Here is a 26799-nt window from a genome sequence, read left to right on the forward strand (position 1 = left end):
ATTCACTTCGAGGTCCCGACCTGGCCATCTACGTGCTGCATGGGGAATCGATAGTGGGCCAAGCATGAGATGATCGTTGGAGTTGGGGTGTGGAGCGGGCCATCAGGCCGCCATGCGGAACCACGGTCGATGAGTACCGCATTCCTCCTTTGGTCGTATACGGAAGCCATGGGCGCTTGACTGCCTCTGCGGCTCGTTGCCAACTGCCACGGTGATCCCGACTTGGCACATCGCGCCCAGGCTAACCGGAGGTTTTCCCATGATCAGATATGTTGGATTTTCGACCTTGCCGCTGCTCCTGGCCGCGCCGCTGGCCTTCGCAAACCCGGCGGGCGCCGCGGGAGATTACCCGACAGCAACGATTGCCGATTACGTGCTCGGCTGCATGCAGACGAACGGCCAGACACGTAAGGCGCTGGAAAGCTGTTCCTGCTCGATCGACGTCATCGCCTCGATCCTTCCGTACGACCACTATGAGAGGGCCGAGACTTTCAAGAGTATGTCTTTGACCACAGGCGAAAACGCGGGGCTGTTTCGCGAAAGCGCACCGGCGAAGGCCGCCCGTACCGAATTGAAGCGTGCGCAGTCGGAAGCCGACGTGCGCTGCTTTTAGAGCCTGCTCCCTCCGCAAGCCGGATGGAGTTCCATCCTTTGTCTGGACATGATCCTCCCGAAATGAGCTTCACTTCCGGGATCGAGCTGGCAAGCATCCGGCATTACGGCGCAAAGGGATACTTTAGAGACCTGCTGTCTCCAGGGGCCACTGATTGCGGAATGTTTTGCCATCCGTGTCGGTCGCTTCCACCTGGATTTCGCCGTTGCCATGCACGGTGAAATCGAACCGGAAATTGGGGTCTTCCGAAATCGATATTCCACCTTCCATGGAGAGGATCGGCCGGCCGGCTTGCGAGATCGACAGTTTCTGAACAAAATGCGCCGGTATGAAATACTGGGTCAGCGGATCCCGCTGCAGGCCCGAATTGTTAGGATGCCGGATCATCAACTGCAGTTCCTCAGTCTTGGTCATCGTCTCTTTGGGCGGGAACTGGCGCAGCTTCATCTGACCCATCGTCGCGTTGGCCTCGTCTTGGTTCTTGACCGCAGGGGCGGAGCATCCGCCTGATGCCTTGACGAAGGTCTGCATCATATGGAGCTGGCCGCTCTGCGTCTCAGCGATGGCACGCAGATAGGAATAGTCGTTGACGCGCACGCGCGTCGACAGATGCGTCACGCCGGCATCCTTGCCGAGCTGGAACGTTGCCGCCACCGGTGCAGGGTTGGCATCGATGATCAAGGTAACGGATTTGATGCCGTCCGGCGCCTTGGCTGGATCGAGATAGATGTCCACGGGCACGATGGCGGCATCCTGCGCCCGCTTCGGCGCTTCGATCCTGACGACGCCGGTATCGACCAGAATTGCCCGATCGCCGAACACGTCGCCCTTCAAGTCATGCCAGATTCTGTCCGAGGACGCGGTTGTTTGCTGTGCGCTGGCGGTTCCGGAGGAACCGAGCAGCGTGCCGATGGCCAAGATGATCGCGACAAAAACGGATGCGAGCGGCAAAGCGAGCTGCCGGCTCGAGTAAGGGTGATTTTGCATTTCGATGCCTCCACCAATGCGGAGAGGTGGTGCCCAGGCTGGCGTTGAGGATAAGCCTTTGGCGACGCCTTGGCAAATCGCCGTGCCTTACAGCTGCTGGACGCATGTCGGCATCGTCTATTCCCACTCGAGTTCGGCAAATGCGGCCGTTGCGTTGCGCTGGTTGTAGTCGTCGAACAGGTGCCAATTATCCCGTTCGGTTTCGCCAGCGGTTTTGACTGCTTCGCGCAGCGGCGTTCCGTCGGCGACCGCCTTTCGGATATCGCGCGCCAGAATCTCGAAATAGCGTCGCTCCCCCGCCAGCGCCTGTGGCCAGTCGGCCGTTACAGGACCATGACCTGGAACGACGCGCGTGGCGTCGATCGCGGTGAGCGCATCCATCTGGCGGAGCCATCCAAGCAGTGATCCGTCGAGCGTCGGCAAGCAGCCCATGAACACGAGATCGCCGGCAAAGAGCGTTCTGGTCGCGGTATCGAATACGGTCAGGTCGTTGTCGGTGTGCGCCGCCTTCCATGCCCGCAGTTCAATCATGCGCCCGCCGAGGTCGAGTTGCAGGCGATCGTCGACCAGCATGGTCGGCGGCACGATCTCGATCCCCTCCATCAACGCCTCGCCAAGCTGTTCGCGATAGTTGTGCAGATAGAACGCTCCACGCGCCTCGAGAGCACGCGGCAGATTGCGGTGACCGACGATGGTCGCGCCGATCTTCCGGAATGCCGCATTGCCGAAGACGTGGTCGGGATGCATGTGGGTGTTGACCAGGAAGCGAACCGGCTTTGCTGTCAGCTTTCCGATCGCGGCGAGAAAGGCCTCCGCCTCGATCAGGCTGCCACCGCTGTCGATGACGGCAACCGCATCGGTGCCGATGACGGCGCCCAGATTGCAGATCGCACCGTTGTTGGCGGCGGTCATCAATTCATCCGCGCCCTGGAAGGCGAAGACGCCGTCGGCGATTTGCGTGGTCGAGAACCGCAAGCTGCCGCCTGCGGCCAGAACGGCTCGTCCGAGGCAGCATGGCAGCAAGGCGGCGCTGGCAGCGGTGCAGGTGAAGCCACTCACAAGCCTGCGTCTTAGCCGATCAACCGACATGAAGGCCTCCGATATGCATTTCGCCAGCAGGCGATCAGGTGACGTCCGGAAATCTATGATGGAACGACCGCAGGAGGTCGCTCATCACCTGCGAATTGCGATGTTGCCGTGGCAACCGTACGTCGAACACGCCGAGCACATGGGTTGGCCGTGGCGCGAGCACGATGATGCGGTCCGACAGCATCAGTGCCTCGCGTAGATTGTGCGTCACCATCAAGGCGGTCGTTGGCCGTGCCGACCACACGGTCAAAAGCAGATGCCGAAGCCGCTCGGCGGTCTGTTCGTCGAGCGAGACAAAAGGTTCGTCCAGGAAAAGCACCGCCGGCTCGGTGGCGAAAGCCCTGGCAAGTGCTGCCCTGCGCGCAAGGCCGAGCGACAGTTCGGCAGGATAGAGCGAGCGCATGCCGGCGAGGCCGAGCGTGTCGAACAGCCCGTCCAGATTTTTCGCTCTCAAGCTTTTCGGCAACGCCAGCCTGACATTCTGTTCCACCGTTCGCCACGGCAGCAGGGTCGGTTCCTGGAATACGGCGGCGATGCGGTTCGAACCTCCTTGCGGCAACTGAAAGGAGCCGGAAAAGTCTTTGTCCAAGCCAAGCAGGATACGCAGCGTCGTGGTTTTGCCGCAGCCCGACGGTCCCAGCAAGCAGGCGAATTCGCCTTGCCGGACCTCGAAGGAAAGGTCCTGAAGCGCGGTGATCGAGACGCCTCGCGCGGACCTGAAGGTCTTTTCGGCGATGTCGACCTTAAGCGGGACGACGGCGCCAACGGGTTGCATGTCGTTCAACGGGCTGCACCAGGAGGAGTTCAATGACAAGCATCACCGCCACGAAAGCCAGCGTGTAGGCAAGGATGGCGGCGACATCGAAGAGCTGGAAATAGAGATGGATCTGGAAGCCGACACCGTTCGAGCGGCCGAGCAGTTCGACGACCAGGACGATCTTCCAGATGAGGGCGATGCCGGATCGCGACGCGGCGGCAAGATAGGGCTGCAATTGCGGCAGCAGGATATGGCGGATGCGTTCAAGGCGGCCGAAGCGATAGACGGTGGCCATTTCGGCGTAACTTGGATCGAGCGCCCTGGCGCCTTCGCGCATCGTCACCACGACATTCGGGATCTTGTTCACCGCCACCGCGCCGATCGCCGCCGCCTCGTTGAGGCCGAACCAGATGTAGCCGAGGACGATGACCACCAGCGCCGGGATGTTGAGGAACAGGATCACCCACGGGTTGAAAAAACGGTCGACGCGACGATGGCTGCCGAGCAAAACGCCGATGACGGATCCGATGATCATGGCGACGATATATGCCGCGGCGACCCGGCCGAGAGTCACGCCGAGATGGTAAAAGAGGTCGCCGCTCGCAGCCTCCCTGAGAAGCACCTGCCAGACCTGCCGAGGCCCTGGAAAGGCACGGCTTGGCCAGACACTTGCCGCAAGGTTCCACAGCAGGCAAAGCCCGAGCAGGGAGACCGCTACGGTCAGCGCGGGCATGAGTGCCGTCGCCAGACTGCGTCGGCCGGACATGCTCGGCGGAGCATCACGTGTGCCGTCGGTTCCCAATGCGGTCATTTCCGGGGATCCTGCCAGAACGTGCCGGGCGCCATTTCCGGCGCGCTGCCGACAAGTTTCGCGCCGCCGATCGCCGCCAGCACATGGTATAGCCTGCCGGCGTCGGCCGCTTCCTCGGCGACCGACCGTCTGGGAATGCCCTGGCGGTAGCGATCGCGCAGCTTTTCCAGTTCCTTGCCTTCCGCGCGAATGATCGGCGCCAGGCGCAGCCATTCGTCATCGGATCTGGCCAGCAAGTCCTTGGCTTGCGCGGACGCCCTCACGAAACCCCTGACTGCATCCGGGTTCTCGTTTGCCCATTGGTCATGGAAGACGTAACCGAGGGCCGAAACGGGTCCCAGAGCCCCGAGCGACTTTGCCGCGTCGTTCACGCCGATCAGTCGACGGAAGCCATTGGCCTCGAGACGGGCGCAAAAATGCCAGAAATTCAGCACCGCATCGAGTTCGCCCTGTATCGCCTTTTCCGAAATCAGCGGCGGCGCGCCGAAGACGATGTCGCTGGCTGCCGACAGGTCGACGCCGAGATCGCGTCTGCTCAGCGCTTGTATAAGCAGCCAACTCTTGTCGAGCGGGCCGCCGGCGACGCCGATTTTCTTGTCCTCGAGATCGGCGACCGTCCGGATCGGCGAATCCTCCTTCACCATGATCGCCCCCACGGAGGTCGAATAGGGGGTCAATGTGAGGTCGCCGCCTTCGGAGCGCTGGCGCGAGACCCACAGCCAGTCGGAGACGATCATGTCGATCGCGCCAGCCAGCATCGCGACGTTGGTTGCATCCTCGCCGGCGAAGTCGATGATCTCCAGATCGATCCCGTTGGCGGCATCGAATTTGTGCCGCCTTAGCGTATCGAGTTCCCAACTCACGGTTCCAAACTTCAGCACACCGAGGCGAATCCTGGCTGCCGCAACGACCGGCCTGGTAGCAAGAACAGCGGCTGTCCCGAGAACCGCCAGACGCAGCGTCATGCGCCGTGAAACCATCATGACACCTCCTCCCCAGGGTTCCGCGCTGCCAAATCAGATGGCTCGTTCCTTGCTCGGAAATGCGCATTTCCAGCGCATGACCTTGAGGTTCGGGTGTTCTTGAGACCATTTCGCGATTTCGCTGGGGGCAAGGATCATGCATTGGAACAGAGTGCCGCGGCTCTCGAAATAGAGATGTTCGTCTCGGCAATTGCTCGGATTGGCGCTGAGGCAAACCGTCAATATGAGATCGACCATGTCCATTCAGCACCTCTTGCGCGTTCCCAAACGCCCATATCGGCGAGCCCAGCCCAACCAGGAGCGAGGACAAAATCACCGCTTGCCGGATTTCCCGAGGTGCCAATGGAGAAACCGGAATGAGGTCAAGCTACGCGCTCGCCGGATAGCCGTCAACAAAGACGAATGGACAGGTCTCTTGAGCACCCAGGCCTCTAAACCTTTGTACGATTGACTTTCACAACATGCCAATTAGCTTCTGAGCCACGCGGCGCGGCTCCACGGGAGAAGCGGATATTCCACTCCACCGCGTAAGGCGCATGCAGACGGATCAAAGGATCGGCATGCGCAAATCGTCCAGGGCACCCAGACGATCAATGAGGAAATACCATGCGCGCAATCGCATTTTTCGCAGTCATGTCCGTTGTGCCCTTCATCGCGAGCCAATCCCAGGCCCAGGATGCGGCGGCTGGTGAGAAGGTCTTCGCCAAATGCAAGGTCTGCCATGCCGCCGACCAGGACAAGAACAAGGTCGGCCCGTCGTTGAACGGCGTCATAGGCCGAACGGCTGGGACACACCCGGGGTTCAGCTATTCTCAGGCGATGGTCGCGGCTGGCAAATCCGGCGTCAAATGGGATGAGCCCTCGCTGAAGACCTATCTTCACGATCCCAAGGCCATGATCAAAGGAACGAAGATGGCGTTTGTCGGCCTCAAGCAGGACGAAGACATCGCCAATGTCATTGCCTATCTGAAGCAATTCTCGAAATAGAGCGCAGCCGGCCGTTCGAATTTGCGTTCGGCCGGCGGACGCCTTGATCACGCATCGGCTTGCAGCTTCTGCATGGCCGAAGGCAGATCGAAGAGATTGTCGCAAACGAGGTCGGCGCCAAGCTCTTCCACCGGAATGTGGCTGTAGCCGCCGCGCAACAGAATGACGGCCATGCCGGCGGCGCGTGCGGCACCCAGGTCAGCGCCACTGTCTCCGACCAGCAGCGCGTCACCGGCGTCGACCCCAAGCTGTGCCAACGCCAGCAGCAGGGCATCGGGCGCCGGTTTCAGGAATGTCACCGCGTCTCCGCCAACGATTGCGCCGAAATATTCCGTCAATCCGAAATGAAGCAGGATTTCGCGGGTCGCCAACTGCGGTTTGTTGGTTGCCACGCCCATGCTTACTCCGCCCAAATGAAAGTGGGTGAGAGCCTCCCTGACTCCAGGCATCAGCCTTGTCAGGCCGGTCAGATGCCGGCGGTAGATAGGCGCCATGACGCGATGGGCCTCATCGAGAGCGTTGCCGAGCAGTGGCGCTCCCGACGCGGCGAAGGCTCGCTCGATCAATTTCCTGACGCCGCCGCCGATCATGGCCGTGACCTGATCCAGGCGCAGCGGCGGCAGACCGCGACTGGCCAGCAGTTCGTTGACGGCGGCCGCTATGTCCGGTGCCGAGTCGACCAGCGTGCCGTCGAGATCGAACAGGATCGCCTTCGGCGATCGAAGCGGCCTACCTGCACCGACGTTCATGCGGCATCCTTCCACTTGATCGAGCAGCCGATCGAGGCGATCTGGTCCAGCGGCCCGTCGCCGGTTCGGGCAACCTGCTTCATCGCCTCGAACAGGTCGCGTCTCAGCCCGGGCGCTCCGGCTTCTCGTCGCGAGGCGTCCAGCCGACCGCGATATTGCAGTCCCAACTCGCTGTTGAACCCGAAGAAATCGGGAGTGCACACGGCTGCGTAATCGCGCGCCACAGTTTGGCGGTGGTCGTGCAGGTAAGGGAAGCTAAAGCCGTTCGTCGTGGCGAAGAGCTTCATTTGGTCGAAGGAATCCTCCGGGTAGGTGTCGGCATCGTTTGAGTTGATCGCGACAAAGCCGATACCTTCGGCCTTGAGGTCGTTGGCATCGCGCACGATACGTGAAATCACTGCCTTCACATAAGGGCAGTGATTGCAGATGAAGGCCACGACCAGACCGTTCGGGCCGGCCTGGCTGAAGATCAAATGCGACCTCCCGTCGACGCCAGGCAAAACGGCATCGATGGCGCGCCAGCCGAAATCGCAGACAGGGGGGACGGCCGCCATGCTTGCCTCCGATGGAATTGTTTACGCCGCTTTCCGGATCGCACCGTCGGCCGCCTGTCGGATGGCTCCAATGTTGGCGTGATAAGCCGCCTCGGTGCTCCCCTTGAACACGGCCGACCCGGCGACCAGCACATTGGCGCCGGCCGCGGCGACCAGCGGGGCGGTTTCGGCCGTGACGCCGCCATCGATTTCGATGTCAATCGGGCGGCGGCCAACCAGTGCCTTGATTCGCCTGATCTTCTCGATGACCGCGGAAATGAAGGCCTGGCCGCCGAAGCCTGGATTGACCGTCATCAGAAGCACCAGATCGAGCCTGTCGAGCACATACTCTATGACGCTCTCCGGCGTCGAAGGATTCAGCGATACGCCGGCCTTCTTGCCGAGATTTTTGATCGCCTGCAGGGAACGATCGAGATGCGGCCCGGCCTCTGCATGCACCGTGATGATGTCGCAGCCCGCGTCGGCGAAGGCGGCCAGATAGGCGTCGGCCGGCGCGATCATCAGATGGCAGTCGAAGATTTTGTCCGTTCGGTCGCGGATCGCCTTGATCACCGGCGGACCGAAGGTGATGTTGGGCACGAAATGGCCGTCCATCACGTCGAGATGGATCCAGTCGGCACCCGCCCGCACGACAGCTTCGACCTCGTCGCCGAGCCGCGAGAAATCCGCGGAAAGCACGGAGGGTGCGATGATTGTCCTGGTGACCATGGTCGTCGTCTCCAATTCTGTCTGCGGGTGTTGGTCGCTGCGCCAGCCGGCTCCATCCCGTCAGCGCATCTTCGTCTCCGGTTCGCCTTCGAGTTTCCCTTCCGCGAACACGCGGCTGCCGCGAATGTCGGATTCCTCGATGGTGACAAGATCGGCTTTGGTCAACACCCGGCTGCGCGATGCGAAAAGCCGGTTGGCCTGCCGCAGCCGCGCCCGGTCGAGCCCATTGCGGACCGAACGCGCGTTGGAGAAATGCGGCAGCCTCATGCGGATCGGAAGATACTCTTCGAGCGCACGGGACGCCGCCTCGCTGAGGCGATAATTCTGCTCCGCGAGCATAATCTCGGCGATCGATTTCAGTTCGCTGACGCCATAGTCGGGGAAATCGAGGTGATGGGCGATGCGCGAACGCATGCCGGGATTGCTGTCGAAGAAGCGGTCCATCTTGTTCTTGTAGCCGGCAAGGATCACAACCAGATCGTCACGGTTGTTCTCCATGCACTGCAGCAGGATTTCGATCGATTCCTGGCCGTAGTCGCGTTCGTTCTCGGGCTTGTAGAGATAGTAGGCCTCGTCGATGAAAAGCACGCCGCCCATGGCACGCTTGATCACCTCGCGGGTCTTGGGCGCGGTGTGGCCCACATACTGGCCGACGAGATCGTCGCGCGTCACGGCGACCATGTGGCCTTCGCGGACATAGCCCAGACGATGCAGGATTTCGGCCATCCTCAGCGCCACGGTGGTCTTTCCGGTGCCGGGATTTCCCGTAAAGTTCATGTGCAGCGTCGGGGCGCCCGAAGTCAGCCCGAACTTGCGGCGAAGCCGGTCGACCAGGAGGAGAGCGGCGATCTCGCGGATGCGAGTCTTGACCGGCTTCAGGCCAACGAGCTCACGGTCGAGCTTGTCCATGACCTCGTCGATGTTGGACGCCTCGAACTCGGCCTGCAGATCAACCGTCGCGTCCTGTGCGGCAGCGTCCTTGGTCATCGCGTTCAGCATGGTTCAGCTAGCTCCGCTCGCCCTCGGGCCTGTCGGTCGCATAAGGCACGATCGAATAACCCTGGCTGCGGCCGTCGCGCTCCTGGCGTAGCAGCCGGAACCCGGGTTCGCTGGGCGGCCGGTTGACAATGAACGACATGCGCGGGGCTTCCCAGCCCTTGGTCGAATCGAAGGCGGTTACCCGCACATACATGTTCGGACAGGCTTTCCGGCAAGCGTTGACCTCGAGCAGTATGCCCGCCGGATCTTTCAAGTCGAACATCGGGTTGCCGTACATTTCCCAATAGGTGTTTCGCGGATGCGGATCGTCCGTGTACTCGACGCTGACCGCCCAATGGTTCTTCAGCGCGTATTTGATCTGCGCCGAAATCTGCTCATCGGTCAGGTCGGGCAGGAACGAGAACTGTCCCTGCGTGACCTTGTTTCCCGGATTGGTCATCATGACGACGGTTCCTTTCGTCTAGAAGCTGGGCGTTGCGGTTGGCACGAAGTCGGCCGTGTCGGTCGATTCGTAGTTGAAGGTGACGTCCTTCCAGGTCTCCAGGGCAGCCTTCAGCGGCGTGCACCATCTGGCCGCCTGTTCGAGGATCTTGGTCCCTTCGCGCAAATAATCGCGCCCCTCGTTGCGGGCCAGGATCATCGCTTCCAAGGCGACACGATTGGCTGTCGCGCCAGCCTGGATGCCGTCCGGATGGCCGATCGTGCCGCCGCCGAACTGCAGGATGACGTCCTCGCCGAGATAGTGGATCAACTGGTGCATCTGGCCGGCATGGATGCCGCCCGAGGCGACGGGCATCACCTTGTTGAGCGAGGCCCATTCCTGATCGAAGAACAGCCCGGTTTCGAGGTTCTGCGGCGTGCGCTCCTCGCGCAGCGTGTCATAAAATCCCTTGATCATGAGCGGGTCGCCTTCCAGCTTGCCGACCACCGTGCCGGCATGGATGTGGTCGACGCCGGCCATGCGCATCCATTTGCAGATGACGCGGAAATTCATGCCGTGGTTCTTCTGGCGCGAATAGGTCGAGTTGCCGGCACGGTGCAGGTGCAGGATCATGTCGTTGCGGCGCGCCCACTTGGCCATCGACTGGATCGCCGTGTAGCCGATGACGAGGTCGATCATGACGATGCAGGAGCCAAGCTGCTTGGCGAATTCGGCGCGCTCGTACATCTCCTCCATCGTGCCGGCGGTGACGTTGAGATAATGTCCTTTGACCTCGCCGGTGGCGGCCGACGCCTTGTTCACGGCCTCCATGCAGTAGAGGAAGCGGTCGCGCCAGTGCATGAAGGGCTGCGAGTTAATGTTCTCGTCGTCCTTGACGAAGTCGAGGCCGCCCTTCAGCGCTTCGTAAACGACGCGCCCGTAATTGCGTCCCGACAGGCCGAGCTTCGGCTTCGTCGTCGCGCCGAGCAGCGGCCGGCCGAACTTGTCGAGCCGCTCACGCTCCACCACGATACCGGTCGCCGGCCCCTGGAAGGTTTTGAGGTACGCCACCGGGATACGCATGTCTTCCAGCCGCAGCGCCTTGACTGCCTTGAAGCCGAACACATTGCCGATGATCGATGCGGTCAGATTGGCGATCGAGCCCGGCTCGAACAGGTCGAGGTCGTAGGCGATGTAGGCGAAGTACTGTTGCTCGGTCTTGGTTCCGGGACCGGTGTTCGGCACCGGCTCGGATCTGAACGCCTTGGCGCGATAGAGCTCGCAGGCCGTCAGTCGGTCGGTCCACACCACGGTCCACGTCGCGGTGGAGGATTCACCGGCGATGGCCGCCGCCGCCTCCTCGTGGTCGACGCCCGGCTGCGGCGTGATCCGGAACATGGCGATCAGATCGGTCTCCTTGGGCCTGTAGTCCGGCTCCCAGTAGCCCATCTTCTTGTAGGGGATGACCCCTGACTTGTAGCGTTCCTTGCCTTCCTTGAGCGTTCCCGCTGGCAGTATGTCGATCTTGTTCATGACAGGTCTCCTGTTTGTTGCTCAGGCGGCTTTCGCGGTGGCGATATGGGGATCGAGCTTTCCCGCGGCGTAACGTTTCGCCATCTCGTCCATGGCGATGACCTTGATCTTCGAGGCGTTGGACGCCGTACCGAAACGCTCGAACCGGTCCCGGCAAAGGTCGCGCAAGGCATCCATGGCTGGCTTCAGGAATTTACGGGGATCGAACTCGCGCGGGTCTTCCGTCGCGACGCGGCGGAACTGCCCGGCCATGGCCATGCGGCAATCGGTGTCGATGTTGACCTTGCGCACGCCGTAGCGGATGCCGCGCTCTATCTCCTCGACCGGAACGCCAAAGGTCTGGGGCATCTCGCCGCCGTATCTGTTGATAATGTCCTGCAACTCCTGCGGCACCGAGGAAGAGCCGTGCATGACCAGATGCGTGTTGGGCAGCTTTTCGTGGATCGCCTCGATCACCTGCATGGCCAGGATGTCGCCGTCCGGCTTGCGGGTGAATTTGTAGGCGCCGTGCGAGGTGCCGCAGGCGATCGCCAGCGCGTCGACCTGGGTTGCGGTCACAAAGTCGACCGCCTGATCGGGATCGGTCAACAACTGGTCGTGGGAAAGCGCGCCTTCGGCGCCGTGGCCATCCTCTGCCTCGCTTTGACCGGTTTCCAGCGAGCCGAGCACACCCAGTTCGCCTTCGACGGAAGCGCCGACCCAATGCGCCATGCGTGCGACGCGTTCGGTTATGGCGACGTTGTAGTCGTAGCTGGCCGGCGTCTTGGCGTCCGCCATCAAGGATCCGTCCATCATCACCGAGGTGAAGCCGTGGCGGATCGCGGAAAGGCAGGTGGCCTCGCTGTTGCCGTGGTCTTGATGGATGCATAGCGGGATGGTCGGGTGGATTTCGGTCAGCGCCTCCATCATCTTGGCCAGCATGATGTCGTTGGCATAGGATCGGGCGCCACGCGAAGCCTGGATGATGACAGGCGCGTCGCAGGCCTTGGCCGCTTCCATGATGGCGAGGCCCTGTTCCATGTTGTTGATGTTGAATGCCGGTACGCCGTAGCCGTGCTCGGCGGCATGGTCGAGAAGCTGGCGAAGGGTGATGCGAGCCATTGTGAATCCTCCTAGATGATGAGCTTCAGCGCCGCTGCAGCAACCGCTTCGGACGTTATGTTGAAATGCCGGTAGAGGTCGGGGGCAGGGGCGCTGGCGCCGAAGCCGGTCATGCCGACGAAAGCGCCGGTCTCGCCGATCCAGCGGTCCCAGCCCAGCCGGGCTGCCGCTTCGACCGCGACGCGCGGCGCCGAGCCGAGGACGGCCTTGCGGGTGGCGCTGTCCTGCTCCTCGAAAAGCTCCCAGCACGGCATCGACACGACGGCGGCGGCGGCGCCATGCTCGGTCTCCAGCCTTTCGGCGGCAGCAACCGCGATCTCGACTTCCGAGCCGGTGGCGATCAGGGTGACGGCGCGGTGCCTTGCCGGCTCCCGCAGGATGTAAGCGCCCTGGCAGGAGCGGTTCTCGTCGCTGTGCGACCGACGCAGCATCGGCAGGTTCTGGCGCGACAGCACCAGGACGCTCGGCCGATCCTTGCTCTTTAGCGCGAGTTCCCAGCACTCCGCCGTTTCGATGACATCCGCCGGGCGGAAGACGTTGAGATTAGGCGTGGCACGCAGCATCGCAAGGTGCTCGACCGGCTGGTGCGTCGGGCCGTCCTCGCCGAGGCCGATGGAATCGTGTGTCATCACATAGATGACGCGCTGGCCCATGAGCGCCGAGAGCCGCATCGCGCCGCGCGCATAATCGGCGAAGCACAGGAACGTACCGCCATAGGGCACGAAACCGCCATGCAGCGCGATGCCGTTCATGGCGGCCGCCATGCCGTGCTCACGAATGCCGTAGTGAATGTAGCGGCCGGCATAGGCACCCGGTGCAATGCGGTTCATGCCCTTGGTGATCGTCAGATTCGAATGCGTCAGATCGGCCGAGCCGCCGACGGTCAATTCCGTTGCGCCGTTGATGGCCTCCAGCGCCATTTCGGAGGCTTTTCGCGTCGCCACCTTGGTTGCCTTCTCGACATGTTCGCGACGAAAGGCGTCGAGCGCTTCGAAGACCGTGTCGGGCAGTTCGGCGGCGACGGCGCTCTCGAAAGCCTCGCGCCGCGGCGAGGCGGCAAGCCGCTGCTCCCAGGCGCGCCGCATCGCTTCGCCGCGACCGGCAATCTCGCGCCAGGCGAAAAGGATATCATCCGGCACATCGAACGGTGCGTGCGCCCAGCCGATGTTTTCGCGTGTCGCGGCGATCTCTGCTTCACCCAGCGGTGCGCCGTGCGTCTTTTCCGAACCGCCGAGATTGGGGGCACCCATGCCGATCACTGTGCGGCAGGCAATCAGCGATGGCCGATCCGATCGCCGCGCCGCCTCGATTGCCGCGGCGACTGCCTCCATGTCGTGGCCGGCGACGCTTTGGACATCCCAGCCGGCGGCCTTGAAGCGCGCCGGCTGGTCCATCGACGTGGAGAGGGAGGTCGGCCCGTCAATGGAAATCGCATTGTCGTCCCAGAAAACAATCAGGCGGGAAAGCTTCAGGTGACCAGCGAGGTCTATCGCCTCGTGACTGATGCCCTCCTGAAGGCAGCCGTCGCCCGCAACGACATAGGTATGATGATCGACCAGATCGGCACCGTGGCGGGCGGCAAGCATACGTTCCGCCAGCGCCATGCCGACCGCCGTGGAAATGCCCTGTCCGAGCGGTCCGGTGGTGGTCTCCACGCCAAGCGCATGGCCGTATTCCGGATGTCCGGCGGTGCGGCTGCCCAACTGCCGAAATCGCTGCAATTCCTCGATCTGCATGTCTTCGTAGCCGAGCAGATGATGCAGCGCGTATTGCAGCATCGAGCCGTGGCCGGCTGAAAGCACGAAACGATCACGGTCGGGCCAGTCCGGCCTCGACGGATCGATATTGATGAAGCGGTTGAACAGCACCGTTGCGACGTCGGCCATGCCCATCGGCATGCCAGGGTGACCCGAATTCGCCTTTTGGACGCTGTCCATCGCCAGCGCTCGAATGGCGTTCGCCATGTCGCGCTCCGAGACGGGAGCGGTTGTGGTGACGGGCTTCAGTGCTGCTTGGCTGGTCATTGCATCCTCCTCACGACACACGGCTCTTGCGTTCAATCAATTGCAGGATGAGCGGCGTCAGGATCAGCTGCATGGCAAGATCGAGCTTGTTGCCTGGCACCACGATGGAATTTGGCCGCGACATGAACGAGTCGTGGATCATCGACAGCAGATACGGAAAATCGATGCCGCGCGGATTGGCGAAGCGGATAACCAGCATCGATTCGTCGGGCGTCGGGATCCAGCGCGCGATGAACGGGTTGGACGTGTCGACGATCGGCACGCGCTGGAAGTTGATGGCGGTCTGCGAGAATTGCGGGACGATGTAGCGGACATAGTCGGGCATCCGGCGCAGGATCACGTCCATCACCGCCTCGGTGGAATAGCCGCGTGTCGAACGGTCGCGATGGATCTTCTGGATCCATTCGAGATTGATGACCGGCACGACCCCGATCTTGAGATCCGCATGCTTGGCTAGATTAATCGTGTCGGTGACGACACAGCCGTGCAGCCCCTCGTAGAAGAGCAGGTCGCTGGGAGCGAACTCGCGCCATTCGGTGAAGGTTCCCGGTGGCGTGCCGTGCTGCTTTTCCTCTTCCTCATCATGAATGTAAGTGCGGGTCTTGCCGGTTCCGCGGCGGCCATATTCCGCGAACACCTCTTCGAGAATTCCGAGTTCGTTGGCCGCTGCATTGAAATGGGTGAAGTTCGGGTTGCCGGCCTTTTCCTCCTCGGCCACCTTTGCCTTCATCGCCGCGCGATCGTAGCGGTGGAAGGCGTCGCCTTCGATGAAAGCGGCCTCGATGTTCTCGCGCCGGAAAATCAGATCGAAGATGCGCTTGACCGAGGTCGTGCCGGCGCCCGACGACCCGGTGATGGTGATGATGGGGTGCTTGGCTGACATGGTGCTGCTCAGGCTCTGAACAGGCCGCGGCGGCTGAACAGCGGCGCACGCTCACCGATGTTGCTCGGCTCTGTGTGGTAACGGGTGATGCGCGCGACTTCCCGCGCCGACCCGAAGATCATCGGCACGCGCTGATGCAGGCTCTCGGGTTCGATTTCCAGGACGCGGTTGATCGCATCGGTGGCGGCACCACCAGCCTGTTCTATGAGATAGGCGATCGGGTTGGCCTCGTAGACGAGGCGCAGCCGTCCCTGACCATAGCCCTTGCGCCGATCGCCGGGGTAGAGAAAAACGCCGCCGCGCATCAATATGCGGTAACAGTCGGCAACCAGAGAGGCGATCCAGCGCATGTTGAAATCCTTCTCGCGCGGTCCTTCGGTGCCCTCCAGGCAGTCGTCGACATAGAGCCGCACGGCCTCGTCCCAGTGCCGGTAGTTGGCGGCGTTGATGGCGAATTCCTGAGTGCGTTGCGGAATGATCCGGCTTTCATAGGCCTGGACGAAGGTGCCGAGCCTTGTCGAGAAGACGAAGACATGGGTGCCGCTGCCGAGCGACAGGACGAGTGCCAGCTGCGGCCCATAGATGAAGAAACCGGCGCCTAGCTGGTTCACGCCCGCCTGCAAGAAAGAGGCGGCCGGATCAGCGTCCGGCGCGCCAGTTGCGGTCAGGAGCGAGAAGATCGTTCCGATCGAGACGTTGGTGTCGATGTTGGAAGAGCCGTCGAGCGGGTCGATCGCGATGGCTAGTGGCGCTTGCCTGTCGAGCAGGACCGGCTGCTCCAGTTCCTCGGAGGCGTAAAGCGCGACAGGCGCCCGGCGCATGGCGTCGAGGAAGATGTCGTCGGAGAAGACGTCGAGATCCTTCTGGACGTCGCCGTCGGCATTGGCGCCACGGGTTTCGGCAAAGGCGGCGCCGAGCACCCCTTGGTTGATGGTGTTGCGGACCTTGATGGCGGCCTGTGTCAACTGACGGACGGTCGTCACAACTGCCGAGCGGAATTCGTCAGGCTGGCCGAGATAGGAGTTCAGAAAAGCGTCGAGCGTTGCCGCTGGCATCGTAACCTCCCGGTCCGGCCGCATCTCCTCGGAGCGGCTGGACTGGAGGAATGGAAACAAACGTCGCGAGATAAGTAAAATTCAATAACTTTACTTAACCAGTAAAAATAATTTAGTATGCGGCATGAGGAACCTCACGCTCAAGCATTTCAAGACCGTCCAGGCAATCACCAAGTGCGGCAAAATTGTCAGCGCGGCCAAGATGTTAGGTCTGTCTCCTCCAGCGCTGACAATCCAGTTGCGGCAAGTGGAGGAAGAATTCCAGCTGGCTCTGTTCGACCGAACGTCGGACGGCATGCGTCCCACTGCCGCAGGTCGGGCTTTCGTCGAGACAGCGCAGGTTATCGAGGAGCATCTCGGTTTGCTCGAAGACAAGATGGATGCCATCAAGGGCGTACGCACCGGCAGCCTGAGGCTCGGCGTCGTTTCCACCGCCAAATATTTCGCGCCGCGGCTGATGGCTGCGTTCATGAAGGACCATCCCGACATCGACATGCGGCTTGCCATCGGCAACCGCGCCCAGACGATCGACAACCTCAGGAACCACGACATCGACATCGCGCTGATGGGGCGCCCGGCGAAAGAGGTTCCGGTGCGTGCTTCGGTCTTCGGCGATCACCCGCTGGTCATCATCGCGCCGCCAGACCATCCGTTGGTCGCGGCGCGAGATATCTCCAAGGAGCGGATCGCGGAGGAGCATTTCCTTATTCGCGAGCCCGGCTCCGGAACCCGCATCTCGCTGGAAATATTCCTGAGCGACGTGCCTGGCCGCATCGACGATCTCGGTGTCGAGATGGCGTCGAACGAAACGATCAAGCAGGCGGTGATGGCCGGCCTGGGCATCGCCTTCATCTCTGCCCACACCATCGCTGCGGAAACCGAAGCAGGCCGGCTTGTCATCCTCGACGTTGTCGGCATGCCGATCCGCCGGCAATGGTTCTCAGTGATGCGAACCGATCACGCAATCTCGCCGGCCATGGCCACGTTCAACGATTTCCTGATGCGCAAGGGCGCGATGTACCTGCCCCTTTTCGGAAAGCTGTATCCAGACAAGGCGGGATGACATTGCACGAACGCGACGGAAAGTCCGGTGGAGAACGCCCGCGATCGTTGGTGTTATATAAGCGATGTGTTATGTTGCAGTGCGAAAGAGCGGGGGCCACGTCCTTTCACACCCGTAAGCGATCTGTATGTGCAACCCCTGCAGACTGTTCGGAAATCTCCCGGGTAGGGTTCGGGAATTCGATGGGGAAAAGGGGTAATGCTTTACACACTCGTTATGATGGTCTGCCTGACGGATATACCGCGGACCTGCGAACAACGCGAACAAATGGTGGACGGTCTGGCGATGAATCCCGGGACTGCCTTCATGCAGGCGCAGCCGCTGGTGGCTCGGTGGATCGAAACACATCCCGGTTATTTCGTGCAGCGTTGGCGTGTGCTGCCTGGCAGGGAGTCATGAGACAGGCAGCCAAGCTCTATTTCTTCACGACGAGCGTTTCCGAGACGGTCTTCGACAACTGGTAAAGCCGCTGCTCGATTATCGTGGGCACATCGCAGACATAAGTCAGCGACTGGACCCGTTCGGTGAAAATTCGCGTCGCGAAATTCAGCTGGTCGGTTCGCCGTTCGACTTCGTCCGGATCCGCATCGGCCTTGGCGCGCAGCGCGTCGACTTCGGATGCTTCCTTGCGCAACTGTGCCGCCATTTCGAGCTGTTTGTGCGCATAGCGGGAGATGCCGGAGATCACGTGCGAACGCTCGGCGTCCATATGCTCGAACATTCCCTGCACCAGCATCGTCATTTTTGGTGCGACCTGCTCGGGCGGCAGGGAAGTCGCGAAATCCTTGATCTCTTTTTGGGCTTCGGCAATCGGCGTCCGCCGGGCCGCCACCGCTTCGACAAGCGCCGACACACGGGCATCCTTCGCCCAATCTTTCGCGGTCGCAGGAAGCTCCGGCCCATTCCAGATCTGGCCAAGCGAGAGCCGTGGCACCTTACGTTGTATGCAAGGCCAGTCGGGATCGGTGTTTGCCGCGCCGGCGCCTCCCATCAAGGCAAGCGTGGCGACCACAACGAGAGTGTGAACAAGTCTCATTCGCGCCATCAGGCGTTTCCTCCCATGTCCTGCTTGCGGATCACCAAACCGCGCGAAGGGTCGTATGCGATAATGGCGCCGCCCAGAAACAGCAGCGTGCAGCCGGCCACGACGCCCAGCGACAGCCATTCGATCTGCCCGTAGAAGGCAAAGCGGATCAGTTCGACGGCATAGGTGAACGGGTTGCAGAGGCAGATTTTGTAGAGCAGCGGGCTCGCCTCCTGGATGCGCCACAAGGGATACAGCGCCGGAGACGCGAAATAGCCGGGAAAGATGACGAAGTTCATGATGCCGGCGAAGTTTTCGAGCTGCTTGATCAGCGAAGACAAAAGCATGCCGAGCGCGCAAAGCATCATGCCCGACAGGAACAGTGCCGGCAGCACATAGAGGTAGCCGAGTGGCGGCGCCTTGACGCCCCACAACCAGGCAACGATCAGGAACGCGTAGACCTGCACGATCGATACGGCCACGCCGGCGAGCATCTTCGACACCAGCAGGAACCAGCGCGGAAACGGGCTGACCAGCAGGATGCGCATATTGCCCATCTCGCGGTCGTAGACCATCGACAGCGAAGACTGCATGCCGGAAAACAGCAGGATCATGCCGCAAAGGCCCGGCGTGATATAGACCTCGTAGAGCACATAGGTCTTGTAGGGTGGGATGATCGACACGCCGAGCACCTGGCGAAAGCCGGCGGCGAAGATGAACAGCCAGACGAGCGGCCGGACCAGCGAGGAAATGAAGCGTTCGCGCTGGTGCAGGAAGCGCAGGCACTCGCGCAGGACGACGCCTTTCAGGCAAATGAGATAGTGGCGCAGGCCGAATGGCTCAGACCGCACTGGCATGATGCCGGCGAGCTTTCCAGGCATCGCAGGAGCGCTCATGGCGACGTCTCCGCCATGCCCGCCGCATCGACGCGGCTGAGCTTCGAAAAGGTTTCGCGAATCGAACTTCCACCATTCGCACGGATCACATCCGACACCTTGCCGCTCGCGACCAGATCACCCCGCCGCAGTATGACGACATGGTCGGCGTCTTCGACTTCGTCGATCAGATGCGTGGCCCAGAGCACGCCGATGCCCTCGGCTTGGACGAGCTTGCGGATGGTGGCGAGGATGCCCGCGCGAGACTCGATGTCGAGGCCTACGGTCGCCTCGTCAAGCAGGAGCAGGGAAGGTCGGTGCAACAGCGCCCGGGCGATTTCGATGCGCCGCATCTGACCGCCGGAGAGGCTGCGTGCCTTGTCATGCTGGCGGCCCTGCATGTCGACCGTTTCAAGCAGCGCGGCAATGCGCTGGCGAGCTTCGCGTCCGCCAATGCCATGCAGCGAGGCGTGGTATGAGAGATTCTGGTAGACGCTGAGGTCGAGGTCGAGGGTGCGTGCCTGGAACACGATGCCGACGCGTCTGAGTGCTTCGCCGGATGCGCGGCGAATGTCATGGCCGAAGATGCGGATCGATCCGTGACGCGTGTCGTAGAGGTGGCTTATCAGTGAGAACAGCGTTGTCTTGCCGGCCCCGTTGAGGCCGAGCAGAACGGTGAAAGTCGCCGGCGCGATCGAGAAGGAGACGTCGTTGAGCGCCCGCTTCTGGCCATAGGAATGGCTGACGGCACCGACATCGAGCGCCGCCACCTCTTCTCCCGGACCGCTTGTCCTCATGTGCTGCATGCCGGGCCGCTCCTTCAGGACGCGTTGGCTATCTGGCGCCCTGATCGCCTTTTGTCTCACTTGATCGTAATCTTGCCCTTCAGTCCCTTGTCGGCGAGGTCGGGAACCGACCAGGTATATTCGCCCGGGCGAACGGTATGGAACTGTACCTGGATCGTTCCCGCATCGTCGAATTCCAGCCAGGCTGGTCCGCCGTCCATATGCACTTCCAAATCGTTGATGACGATCTGGTCCATCCAGACATTGCGGAAGAGGTCGGTCACGAACTTGTATTCGAAACCGCCTTTGGAGGTGATCTTCCAGCGATAGCCCTGGCCGGCGATCAACTCGAAGTCCTTCTGATTGACGGCATAGGTGGAATCGGCCGAACCGATAATCAATTCCGGCAGGTTCTTGCTGGCACGCGACGGTTTTGGCGTTGCATCGTCGGCGTTTGCTCCGATCGGAGCAAGGACAAATCCGGCGAGTGCGGCGAAGAAAAACCTGCGGCAAAGTTTCATGTCTTGAGCCTCCCGATGATCAATGTCTGCTATTTGGGCGAAATGACCACACCCCAGGGCTGCTGGCCCACGGTGAGCGATTGGACCGGCTCGTCGGTGGCCGTGTCGATGAAGGTGATGTCGTTGGAATTGCCATTCGTGGTGATCAGCGTTTTCTGGTCGGGCGTGAAGGCCAGATGCCAGACTCGCTGGCCGACGAGGATGTATTTCTCCACCTCGTAGGTGTCGGTATTGATCACCGCGACATGGTTCGCCGGGCCGAGCGCGACATAGGCTTTCTTACCATCGGCGGTGATGGCGATGCCTACCGGCTGGATGGTTTCGGCCCGCAGTCCCTGAATCGCGAACTGGATCTTCTTCACCACTTCGCGTTTGGCGTTGTCGATGACGCTGACAGTGCCACCGACCTCGGCGCTGACCCAGACCTGCGAGCCGTCGGGCTTGAAGTCGGCGAAGCGCGGGCGCGTGTCGACCAGCACGTTGTCGGTCACCTCATGCGTGCTGGTGTCGATGAAATGCGCCATGCTGGTGGTTTCCGAGGTGTTGACCATGGTCTTGCCATCGGGGCTGACACCCATGCCTTCCGGTTCCACGCCGACCGGAATCTCGGCCAGGACCTGCTTGCTTTCGACGTCGATGGCGGTGACGAGATTATCGTCCTCATTGGCGACATAAAGCGTCTTGCCGTCCGGCGAGAGCACGAACAATTCGGGATCGGGGCCGGATGGCAGCGTACCGACGATTTCAAGCGTCGCGGTATCGATGATCTGGACCGTATCGTCATCGCTGGCGCATAGGTAGACGAACTTGCCGTCATGCGAGATGGTGATGCCGCGAGGTCTCTGGCCGACTTCAACTGTCTTCACCACCTGCATCGTCGCCGTGTCGACGACGGTCATCGTGTTGTCCTTCTCGTTGGAAACGTAGGCCGTATAGGCCGATGCCGGACTGGCCGTCAGGCCGGCCGCGAGAATAGTGAATGCGCAAGCTCGTTTCTGCACGCAAATTCCTCCCGATTGACTCTACTTGAGAGCGCATTTCGTTTCCGGCTGATCGACACCGAGCGTGTCGAGTTCGGAGACTTGGTGAAGATAGCCCTCTTGTGGCGATGTCGAGACGACGGACTTGGTATCGCCAAGCAAGATCGGCTGGCGAAGCTGGAGGTTCCATTTGCGGAAGGTCAGCTTCTGCCCCTTGAAAGCAGCAACCGAAAAGTCGTCCGAGCGCATGTAGTCACTGATCTTTTTCGCATCGTCGCCCTTGGTGCGCGTGGTGGCCTCGCCGACGGCACGCACCGCCGTCCAGGCCGACATGTCCTTTGAAAGCATCCGCCGGCTCGCCGTCTTCAAGAAGCGGCTCTGCATCTGGATGCCGCCCCATTGTTCGCTGGCGGGATGCCATGACGATGCAACCAGACCGGCCGTGCCGGCGACCAGCCGCGGCGTCCAGGTGCGATAGGGCACGTAGGTCCCGAAAACCTCGCTTTCGTCGGCGACAAGCACCACGTCATGCTCCGGGAGGTCTTGCGTAAACACGGAAATCTGCTGCTGTATCTGCGTGGCGCCGGTGTCGGTGCGCCTGGCTGTGCCGGTATCCTTGAATTCCTTCTCGGCGACGATCTGGCCGCCGAAGCGGGTTGCCGCGCGGCGCAACGCATCGGCGTAGAGACGATCCTGCTCATGCGACCCATAGAGCAGCACCCAATTCGGCCACTTCTTCACCATGAGATACTGCGCCAGCGCATCGGCCAGCATGCTGCGCGTCGGCGCGACATGGAAAACGTTGACGCGGCAGTCCTCCTCGCGAAGGCTGTCGTCGGTGGCGCCGACGTTGAAGATCAGCACGCCTTTGTCGCGGGCGATGTCGGCGATCGACAGCAATTGTTTGGCTGAAAGATCGGCGACCACATAGCGGTCGCCCTTGGCGATCATGCCTTCGAATGCCTGAACCGCGTCGCCGTCGGGCTTGATCTCGGTCACGTCGAGGCTGAATTTCTGGTTGGTGAACTTTCCGGTCGTATTGTTGTCGCCGATCGCAACCTCGGCGCCGGCGACACCTTCGTCACGTGGCGGCAGGTCGAGCATGGAAAGCGTCAATTGCGGTGCGTAGGCCCGCAAATAGCCTATCTTGATTTCGGTTGTCTTTTTTTCCGGCTTCGCCACCGTTTCCTGGCCTGTCGCGTCGGAAACGTTGACGGTCAGGGAAAAAAAGCACAAAAAGGCAGCGAGAGTGCCTGGCACCGCGCTCGTCATCGATAGTAATTACCCATTCTTGCGCAAAGGTTCGACGGTTGCCGGACCCGCGCCAAGTCAAGGTGCCCATGATCAACTTAGCCGACCCGCAAAATTTATCAAACCCTATCGGAAGACTTTTCGCGCCTGCCAGAACGGTGCGGAAGGTCGCCAGCGTCGATTCGCATGGCAACACCGGCGAGACGTGGCGCAGGGGGATCGACTGCCTCTATAAAAACGTCTTGTCCTCCAAACTGGAGAAACTGTTCAAATGACCAGAATGCTGGCAAGCGTCACCGGCATCGAAGAGGCGGAGATCGCTCTTTCTGGAGGTGTCGACATCGTCGACCTGAAGGACCCGAAGGCGGGAGCTCTGGGCGCGGTGTCCACGGAAACCATGCGCCGAACGATTTCGTTCATCGCTGGTCGGGCTCCGGTCAGCGCGGTCTGCGGCGACCTGCCGATGGAACCCGAAACGATCCGCATCAAGGCCGAAGAGATCGCGGCGACCGGCGTCGACTATGTGAAGATCGGATTTTTTCCTTCGGCGAATATCTCTGCCTGCGCACAGGCGCTCGAACCGCTCGCCGCACGAACGAAGCTGATTGCCGTGCTGTTTGCCGATCTGGCGCCGGACTTCGAGCTTCTGCCGATATTCGCCAGGCATCGCTTCCATGGCGTGATGGTCGATACCGCGCAAAAGGGGAAGGGCCGGCTGCTCGATCATCTGCCGCCGGAGCGTATTCCGGGATTCGTCGACCGAACGAAATCGCTCGGTCTGATGGTCGGCCTGAGTGGATCGCTGGAAGCTCCGGATATTCCGCGCCTATTGCCTTTCGCTCCCGATTTTCTCGGCTTTCGGGGGGCGCTGTGTGGCCATTCCGGTCGCACGAGTTCGATCAGCGCCGAGGCGGTCTCGCAGATTCGAGAGTTGATCCCGGCGGAATCCGGGACCGGCGGTCAATCGAGTATCGACTATCGCCTGTTGGCGGCGAGAGGCTATTCGCCGGACACCGACCCGACATTGGGCACGGACAGGATTTTTGTGCGGGATTTTGTTCTGCCGGTCCAGATCGGTGCCTACAGCTTCGAGCATGGCCATACTCAAAAAGTGCGCTTTGATGTGGCCGCCGACGTGCTGCAAATCACCGACCATCCCGAGGACATGCGCCATGTGTTCTCTTATGACATCATCATGGACGGCATTCGCACCATCGTCGCGCGGGGACATATCCAGCTCAGCGAGGCTTTGGCCGAGCAGGTGGCAGCGCACGTCCTGGAGAACCAGCGTGTCGTGCGTGTCACGGTAAGGGTGGAGAAGCTCGAGCTCGGCCCTGGCGGCGTCGGCGTCGAGATCGAACGCAAGCGCCAATCGGCGGGACGCGGCGCTGCCTCCGGCACTGCCGGCCGAAAAGACCGGAGCGTTGTTTTCCGGCCGCGCCAGGAACGCCCCGAAATGCTCCGACGGGCCATCGTCAAGCTTGGCGGCAGCACGGCCCATGCGGCGGAGATGAAGAGCTGGATCGCAGCGCTGGCGGGTTCCAGGCTGCCGATCGTCATCGTGCCCGGCGGCGGCCTCTTTGCCGACCATGTGCGCGAGACGCAGACACGCATGGATTTTTCCGACGCCGCCGCGCATGCCATGGCGATCCTGGCCATGGAGCAGTTCGGCCATGTCATCCTCGACCGGGACGAAAGACTGACGCCGGCACGGTCGCTGGACGAGATCGGGCGAGCGTTGGAGGCGGGCAAGGTTCCGGTGTGGCTGCCGTCGTCACTGGCACTGCCGGCGCTGGATGTTCCGGCCTCGTGGGACATTACCTCCGATTCTCTGGCCGCCTGGCTTGCCGGCAAGCTTGGCGCAAACGCGCTGTTGCTTATCAAGCAGACCGGTGCATTCTTCGATGGCGATACCGCTGACAGCCTGAGGACCCGAGGCATTGTCGACCCCGGCTTTGCCGCCATGCTGCCCGACGGCGTCGATTTCCATCTCGCCGGTCCGAAGGATGCTGCCGGGGCCGGCGCGATGCTCGCGTTGGGCAAGCTGCCCGGTACCAGGATCGTGGCTTCAACAGGGTCGTCGGCAAAGAAGGCGGGATAGCCGATGGTGAAGCTGCATGTGCCGCGCTGGGCATGGGTTTTGACGGGTTCCGGGCATTTTTTTACGGAGAGCTTCGCACTTGTTCGCCAACTCGAACATTGCGATGTCTTCGTGTCGAAGGCTGCCAACGAAGTGTTGCGCATGTACAAGCTTAAACTTGATTTCCCGGAGACGACGCGCGTGCTGCACGACAAGACCGCGAGTGCGATCCCTGTCGGCGAATTCTACCACGGTGTCTATCACACGGTCGTGGTGGCGCCGGCCACGTCCAACACGGTCGCCAAATGCGTGCATGGCATTTCCGACACGCTCGCCACCAATGTCTTTGCCCAAGCGGGAAAGTGCCGTGTGCCAGCTATCGTCTTTGCTTGCGACACCGCGCCGGAACTCGAAACCCAGGCACCGCACGGGCTGGTCAAGGTCTATCCGCGCAGGATCGACCTGGAAAATACCAAGCAGTTGAAGAGTTTCGAGCGGACCCAGGTGGTCGAGTCGCTCGCTGATCTCGAAGCCTCGCTCACACGGCGCCAGGCCGAACTCGCAAGCGATGGCTGAGCGGCTGGTTTTTCTTACCGGCCATCTGGCCAAGGCGCGGCTGGAACGGCTGCTGGCCGGGCTGGGCAGTACCGAATTCGCGTGGGAAATCGTCGACGTCGGCGTCAAGGTCGCCGCGCTGATGAGCGAGGACATTGTGAAGCGTCGGCTCACTCTGACAGGAGACGTCGACCGCGTCGTCCTGCCCGGACGCTATCGGGGCAACATCGAGCACCTGTCGGAGCATTTCGGCGTGCCCTTTGTGCGCGGCCCCGACGAGATCGCTGACCTGCCGGCCTTCCTTGGCCGGGCGGGCAAACCGCCGGATCTGACGCGTCACGATATGCGCATCTTCGCCGAGATCGTCGATGCGCCGATGCTGTCGGTCGAGGCGCTGATGGCGAGGGCCTCGATGTTGGCCGCGGCCGGCGCCGATGTCATCGATCTGGGCTGCCTGCCGGAGACGCCGTTTCCATTGCTGCCGGAGGCTGTGCGAGCGCTCAAGGCACGGGGATTTATGGTCAGCGTCGATTCGGCCAGCGTGGACGAACTGACGATCGGGGCACGCGCCGGCGCGGACTATCTTCTCAGCCTCGATGAGAACACGCTGCCGTTGATCTTCGACCATAGGGCTACGGCAGTGTTGATACCGTCCACGCCCGGCGATCTGGATTCGCTCGGCCGGGCCATCGAAGCCGCGCAAAAGGCCGGCGTTGCCTTCATTGCCGATCCCGTGCTCGACCCGATCCATTTCGGCTTCGCCGTTTCACTCGGGCGCTTCATCGAGGCGCGGCGCCGCTGGCCGGACGTCGAATTGCTGATGGGTACCGGCAATCTCACCGAATTGACCGACGCGGACAGTTCCGGTGTTACGGCCGTTCTAGCGGGACTCTGCTCGGAACTCCGGATCCGAAACGTGCTGGCGGTCCATGTCAGCCCACACACGGTGCGGACGATCGAGGAGCACGATATCGCCCGCCGCGTCATGTTGGCTGCTTGCACGGACGGCGCGTTGCCGCGCGGCTATCACCCAGGCCTGTTGCAGGTCCACGATCGCAAGCCTTTCACAGCCTCAACCGACGATATCGAGGCATTGGCGGCCCAGGTGCGCGATGCCAACTTCCGGATCGCGGTAGCGGAGGACGGCATCCATGTTTTCAATAGCAAAGGGCATGCGGTTGCCACGGATGCGTTCGAACTTTTTGCCGGGCTGGACGTCAACGCCGATGGCGCACACGCTTTTTATCTCGGCGCGGAACTGATGAAAGCGGAGATCGCGTGGCGCCTCGGCAAGCGTTATGTGCAGGACGAACCGCTCGCATGGGGCGTTGCCGCGCCGGCTCCTGAAACCGACCGTACCCGTCTTGCCGAGCCGGGCCAGACGCTCCGCGCAAGGAAAGAGCGCTAGGAC

29 protein-coding genes are annotated in these 26799 nt (G+C 61.7%); 7 read left to right on the plus strand and 22 right to left on the minus strand.

Features of this window, described 5'->3' with window-relative positions; all coding sequences use genetic code 11:
• Window positions 1–259 precede the first annotated feature (259 nt).
• Window positions 260–613 (plus strand): hypothetical protein, encoded by a 354-nt coding sequence (locus NKJ67_RS25335; protein ID WP_127269861.1) that lies wholly within the window; start codon window positions 260–262, stop codon window positions 611–613.
• 123 nt (window positions 614–736) lie between these two features.
• On the opposite strand, the gene NKJ67_RS25340 is transcribed toward NKJ67_RS25335, so the two are convergent.
• From NKJ67_RS25340 to NKJ67_RS25365, 6 genes are all read right to left on the minus strand, one after another.
• Window positions 737–1600: a quinoprotein dehydrogenase-associated SoxYZ-like carrier gene (locus NKJ67_RS25340; protein ID WP_127269859.1), complete on the minus strand. Its 864-nt coding sequence runs from the start codon at window positions 1598–1600 to the stop codon at window positions 737–739.
• Window positions 1601–1717: 117 nt separating this feature from the next.
• Window positions 1718–2689: a quinoprotein relay system zinc metallohydrolase 2 gene (locus NKJ67_RS25345; protein ID WP_352583826.1), complete on the minus strand. Its 972-nt coding sequence runs from the start codon at window positions 2687–2689 to the stop codon at window positions 1718–1720.
• Window positions 2690–2723: 34 nt separating this feature from the next.
• Window positions 2724–3464, minus strand: a complete 741-nt coding sequence (locus tag NKJ67_RS25350) for an ABC transporter ATP-binding protein (RefSeq protein ID WP_032900692.1) — start codon at window positions 3462–3464, stop codon at window positions 2724–2726.
• Window positions 3433–4257 (minus strand): ABC transporter permease, encoded by an 825-nt coding sequence (locus NKJ67_RS25355; RefSeq protein WP_127269855.1) that lies wholly within the window; start codon window positions 4255–4257, stop codon window positions 3433–3435. The genes NKJ67_RS25350 and NKJ67_RS25355 overlap by 32 nt, the downstream gene beginning before the upstream one ends.
• On the minus strand, window positions 4254–5240 hold the full coding sequence (locus NKJ67_RS25360; protein WP_352583829.1) for an ABC transporter substrate-binding protein: 987 nt from the start codon (window positions 5238–5240) through the stop codon (window positions 4254–4256). The genes NKJ67_RS25355 and NKJ67_RS25360 overlap by 4 nt, the downstream gene beginning before the upstream one ends.
• A 33-nt stretch (window positions 5241–5273) precedes the next feature.
• On the minus strand, window positions 5274–5483 hold the full coding sequence (locus tag NKJ67_RS25365; RefSeq protein WP_127269602.1) for a hypothetical protein: 210 nt from the start codon (window positions 5481–5483) through the stop codon (window positions 5274–5276).
• A gap of 363 nt (window positions 5484–5846) precedes the next feature.
• Here NKJ67_RS25365 and NKJ67_RS25370 point away from each other — a divergent pair, with 363 nt between their 5' ends.
• Window positions 5847–6227: a c-type cytochrome gene (locus NKJ67_RS25370; protein ID WP_127321093.1), complete on the plus strand. Its 381-nt coding sequence runs from the start codon at window positions 5847–5849 to the stop codon at window positions 6225–6227.
• Window positions 6228–6274: 47 nt separating this feature from the next.
• Here NKJ67_RS25370 and gph read toward each other — a convergent pair whose 3' ends face one another.
• The 10 genes from gph to NKJ67_RS25420 are packed head-to-tail and all read right to left on the minus strand — an operon-like array spanning window position 6275 to window position 16254.
• Window positions 6275–6976: a phosphoglycolate phosphatase gene (gene gph / locus NKJ67_RS25375; RefSeq protein ID WP_352583831.1), complete on the minus strand. Its 702-nt coding sequence runs from the start codon at window positions 6974–6976 to the stop codon at window positions 6275–6277.
• Window positions 6973–7530, minus strand: a complete 558-nt coding sequence (locus NKJ67_RS25380) for a thioredoxin family protein (protein ID WP_352583833.1) — start codon at window positions 7528–7530, stop codon at window positions 6973–6975. The genes gph and NKJ67_RS25380 overlap by 4 nt, the downstream gene beginning before the upstream one ends.
• 21 nt (window positions 7531–7551) lie before the next feature.
• Entirely contained in the window at window positions 7552–8238 is a 687-nt protein-coding gene (gene rpe / locus NKJ67_RS25385; RefSeq protein WP_352583835.1) for a ribulose-phosphate 3-epimerase, read from the minus strand.
• A gap of 60 nt (window positions 8239–8298) precedes the next feature.
• Window positions 8299–9237 (minus strand): CbbX protein, encoded by a 939-nt coding sequence (gene cbbX / locus NKJ67_RS25390; RefSeq protein ID WP_023810399.1) that lies wholly within the window; start codon window positions 9235–9237, stop codon window positions 8299–8301.
• A 7-nt stretch (window positions 9238–9244) separates the two neighbouring features.
• Window positions 9245–9679, minus strand: a complete 435-nt coding sequence (locus tag NKJ67_RS25395) for a ribulose bisphosphate carboxylase small subunit (RefSeq protein WP_013532057.1) — start codon at window positions 9677–9679, stop codon at window positions 9245–9247.
• An 18-nt stretch (window positions 9680–9697) separates the two neighbouring features.
• Complete coding sequence (locus NKJ67_RS25400; RefSeq protein ID WP_013532056.1) at window positions 9698–11191, minus strand: ribulose-bisphosphate carboxylase large subunit; 1494 nt, start codon at window positions 11189–11191, stop codon at window positions 9698–9700.
• 21 nt (window positions 11192–11212) lie between these two features.
• Window positions 11213–12292, minus strand: coding sequence for a class II fructose-bisphosphate aldolase (fba, locus tag NKJ67_RS25405; protein WP_127267899.1), 1080 nt, complete (start codon window positions 12290–12292; stop codon window positions 11213–11215).
• Between the two features lie 11 nt (window positions 12293–12303).
• Entirely contained in the window at window positions 12304–14316 is a 2013-nt protein-coding gene (gene tkt / locus NKJ67_RS25410) for a transketolase (protein WP_352583838.1), read from the minus strand.
• A 10-nt stretch (window positions 14317–14326) separates the two neighbouring features.
• Complete coding sequence (locus NKJ67_RS25415) at window positions 14327–15199, minus strand: phosphoribulokinase (RefSeq protein WP_027036917.1); 873 nt, start codon at window positions 15197–15199, stop codon at window positions 14327–14329.
• 8 nt (window positions 15200–15207) lie between these two features.
• Window positions 15208–16254 carry a class 1 fructose-bisphosphatase gene (locus NKJ67_RS25420; RefSeq protein ID WP_352583840.1) on the minus strand — a complete coding sequence of 349 codons (1047 nt, stop codon included), beginning with the start codon at window positions 16252–16254 and terminating at the stop codon, window positions 15208–15210.
• A 124-nt stretch (window positions 16255–16378) separates the two neighbouring features.
• On the opposite strand from NKJ67_RS25420, the gene NKJ67_RS25425 reads away from it, so the two are divergent.
• Entirely contained in the window at window positions 16379–17317 is a 939-nt protein-coding gene (locus tag NKJ67_RS25425; protein ID WP_292679874.1) for a LysR family transcriptional regulator, read from the plus strand.
• Window positions 17318–17515: 198 nt separating this feature from the next.
• On the plus strand, window positions 17516–17716 hold the full coding sequence (locus NKJ67_RS25430) for a hypothetical protein (RefSeq protein WP_127269848.1): 201 nt from the start codon (window positions 17516–17518) through the stop codon (window positions 17714–17716).
• A gap of 16 nt (window positions 17717–17732) precedes the next feature.
• Here the strand turns inward: NKJ67_RS25430 and NKJ67_RS25435 are convergent, their stop codons facing one another.
• The 6 genes from NKJ67_RS25435 to NKJ67_RS25460 are packed head-to-tail and all read right to left on the minus strand — an operon-like array spanning window position 17733 to window position 22774.
• Window positions 17733–18362, minus strand: a complete 630-nt coding sequence (locus NKJ67_RS25435) for a hypothetical protein (protein WP_127269846.1) — start codon at window positions 18360–18362, stop codon at window positions 17733–17735.
• A complete protein-coding gene (locus tag NKJ67_RS25440) occupies window positions 18362–19198 on the minus strand; it encodes a lanthanide ABC transporter permease protein PedC (RefSeq protein WP_050580490.1) in 837 nt (278 codons plus the stop codon). Before NKJ67_RS25440 ends, NKJ67_RS25435 begins: the two co-directional genes overlap by 1 nt.
• A 35-nt stretch (window positions 19199–19233) precedes the next feature.
• On the minus strand, window positions 19234–20022 hold the full coding sequence (locus NKJ67_RS25445) for a lanthanide ABC transporter ATP-binding protein PedB/LutE (RefSeq protein WP_352583843.1): 789 nt from the start codon (window positions 20020–20022) through the stop codon (window positions 19234–19236).
• A gap of 56 nt (window positions 20023–20078) precedes the next feature.
• Window positions 20079–20522: a hypothetical protein gene (locus tag NKJ67_RS25450; protein WP_127259695.1), complete on the minus strand. Its 444-nt coding sequence runs from the start codon at window positions 20520–20522 to the stop codon at window positions 20079–20081.
• Window positions 20523–20551: 29 nt separating this feature from the next.
• The gene (locus tag NKJ67_RS25455; protein ID WP_256748117.1) at window positions 20552–21523 is read right to left on the minus strand and encodes a YVTN family beta-propeller repeat protein; all 972 of its coding nucleotides are present in this window, start codon (window positions 21521–21523) and stop codon (window positions 20552–20554) included.
• Window positions 21524–21544: 21 nt separating this feature from the next.
• Window positions 21545–22774 (minus strand): lanthanide ABC transporter ABC transporter substrate-binding protein PedA1, encoded by a 1230-nt coding sequence (locus NKJ67_RS25460; RefSeq protein WP_127268108.1) that lies wholly within the window; start codon window positions 22772–22774, stop codon window positions 21545–21547.
• A 250-nt stretch (window positions 22775–23024) separates the two neighbouring features.
• Here NKJ67_RS25460 and NKJ67_RS25465 point away from each other — a divergent pair, with 250 nt between their 5' ends.
• From NKJ67_RS25465 to NKJ67_RS25475, 3 genes are read left to right on the plus strand one after another with little or no spacing between them, the layout of a single operon-like run.
• On the plus strand, window positions 23025–24854 hold the full coding sequence (locus NKJ67_RS25465) for a (5-formylfuran-3-yl)methyl phosphate synthase (RefSeq protein ID WP_256748118.1): 1830 nt from the start codon (window positions 23025–23027) through the stop codon (window positions 24852–24854).
• 3 nt (window positions 24855–24857) lie between these two features.
• Window positions 24858–25409, plus strand: a complete 552-nt coding sequence (locus NKJ67_RS25470; protein WP_127412445.1) for a flavoprotein — start codon at window positions 24858–24860, stop codon at window positions 25407–25409.
• Window positions 25402–26796 carry a DUF6513 domain-containing protein gene (locus NKJ67_RS25475; protein ID WP_352583847.1) on the plus strand — a complete coding sequence of 465 codons (1395 nt, stop codon included), beginning with the start codon at window positions 25402–25404 and terminating at the stop codon, window positions 26794–26796. The genes NKJ67_RS25470 and NKJ67_RS25475 overlap by 8 nt, the downstream gene beginning before the upstream one ends.
• Window positions 26797–26799: the final 3 nt, after the last annotated feature.

It is taken from the genome of Mesorhizobium sp. M0088, from assembly GCF_040322895.1.
Taxonomy (GTDB): domain Bacteria; phylum Pseudomonadota; class Alphaproteobacteria; order Rhizobiales; family Rhizobiaceae; genus Mesorhizobium.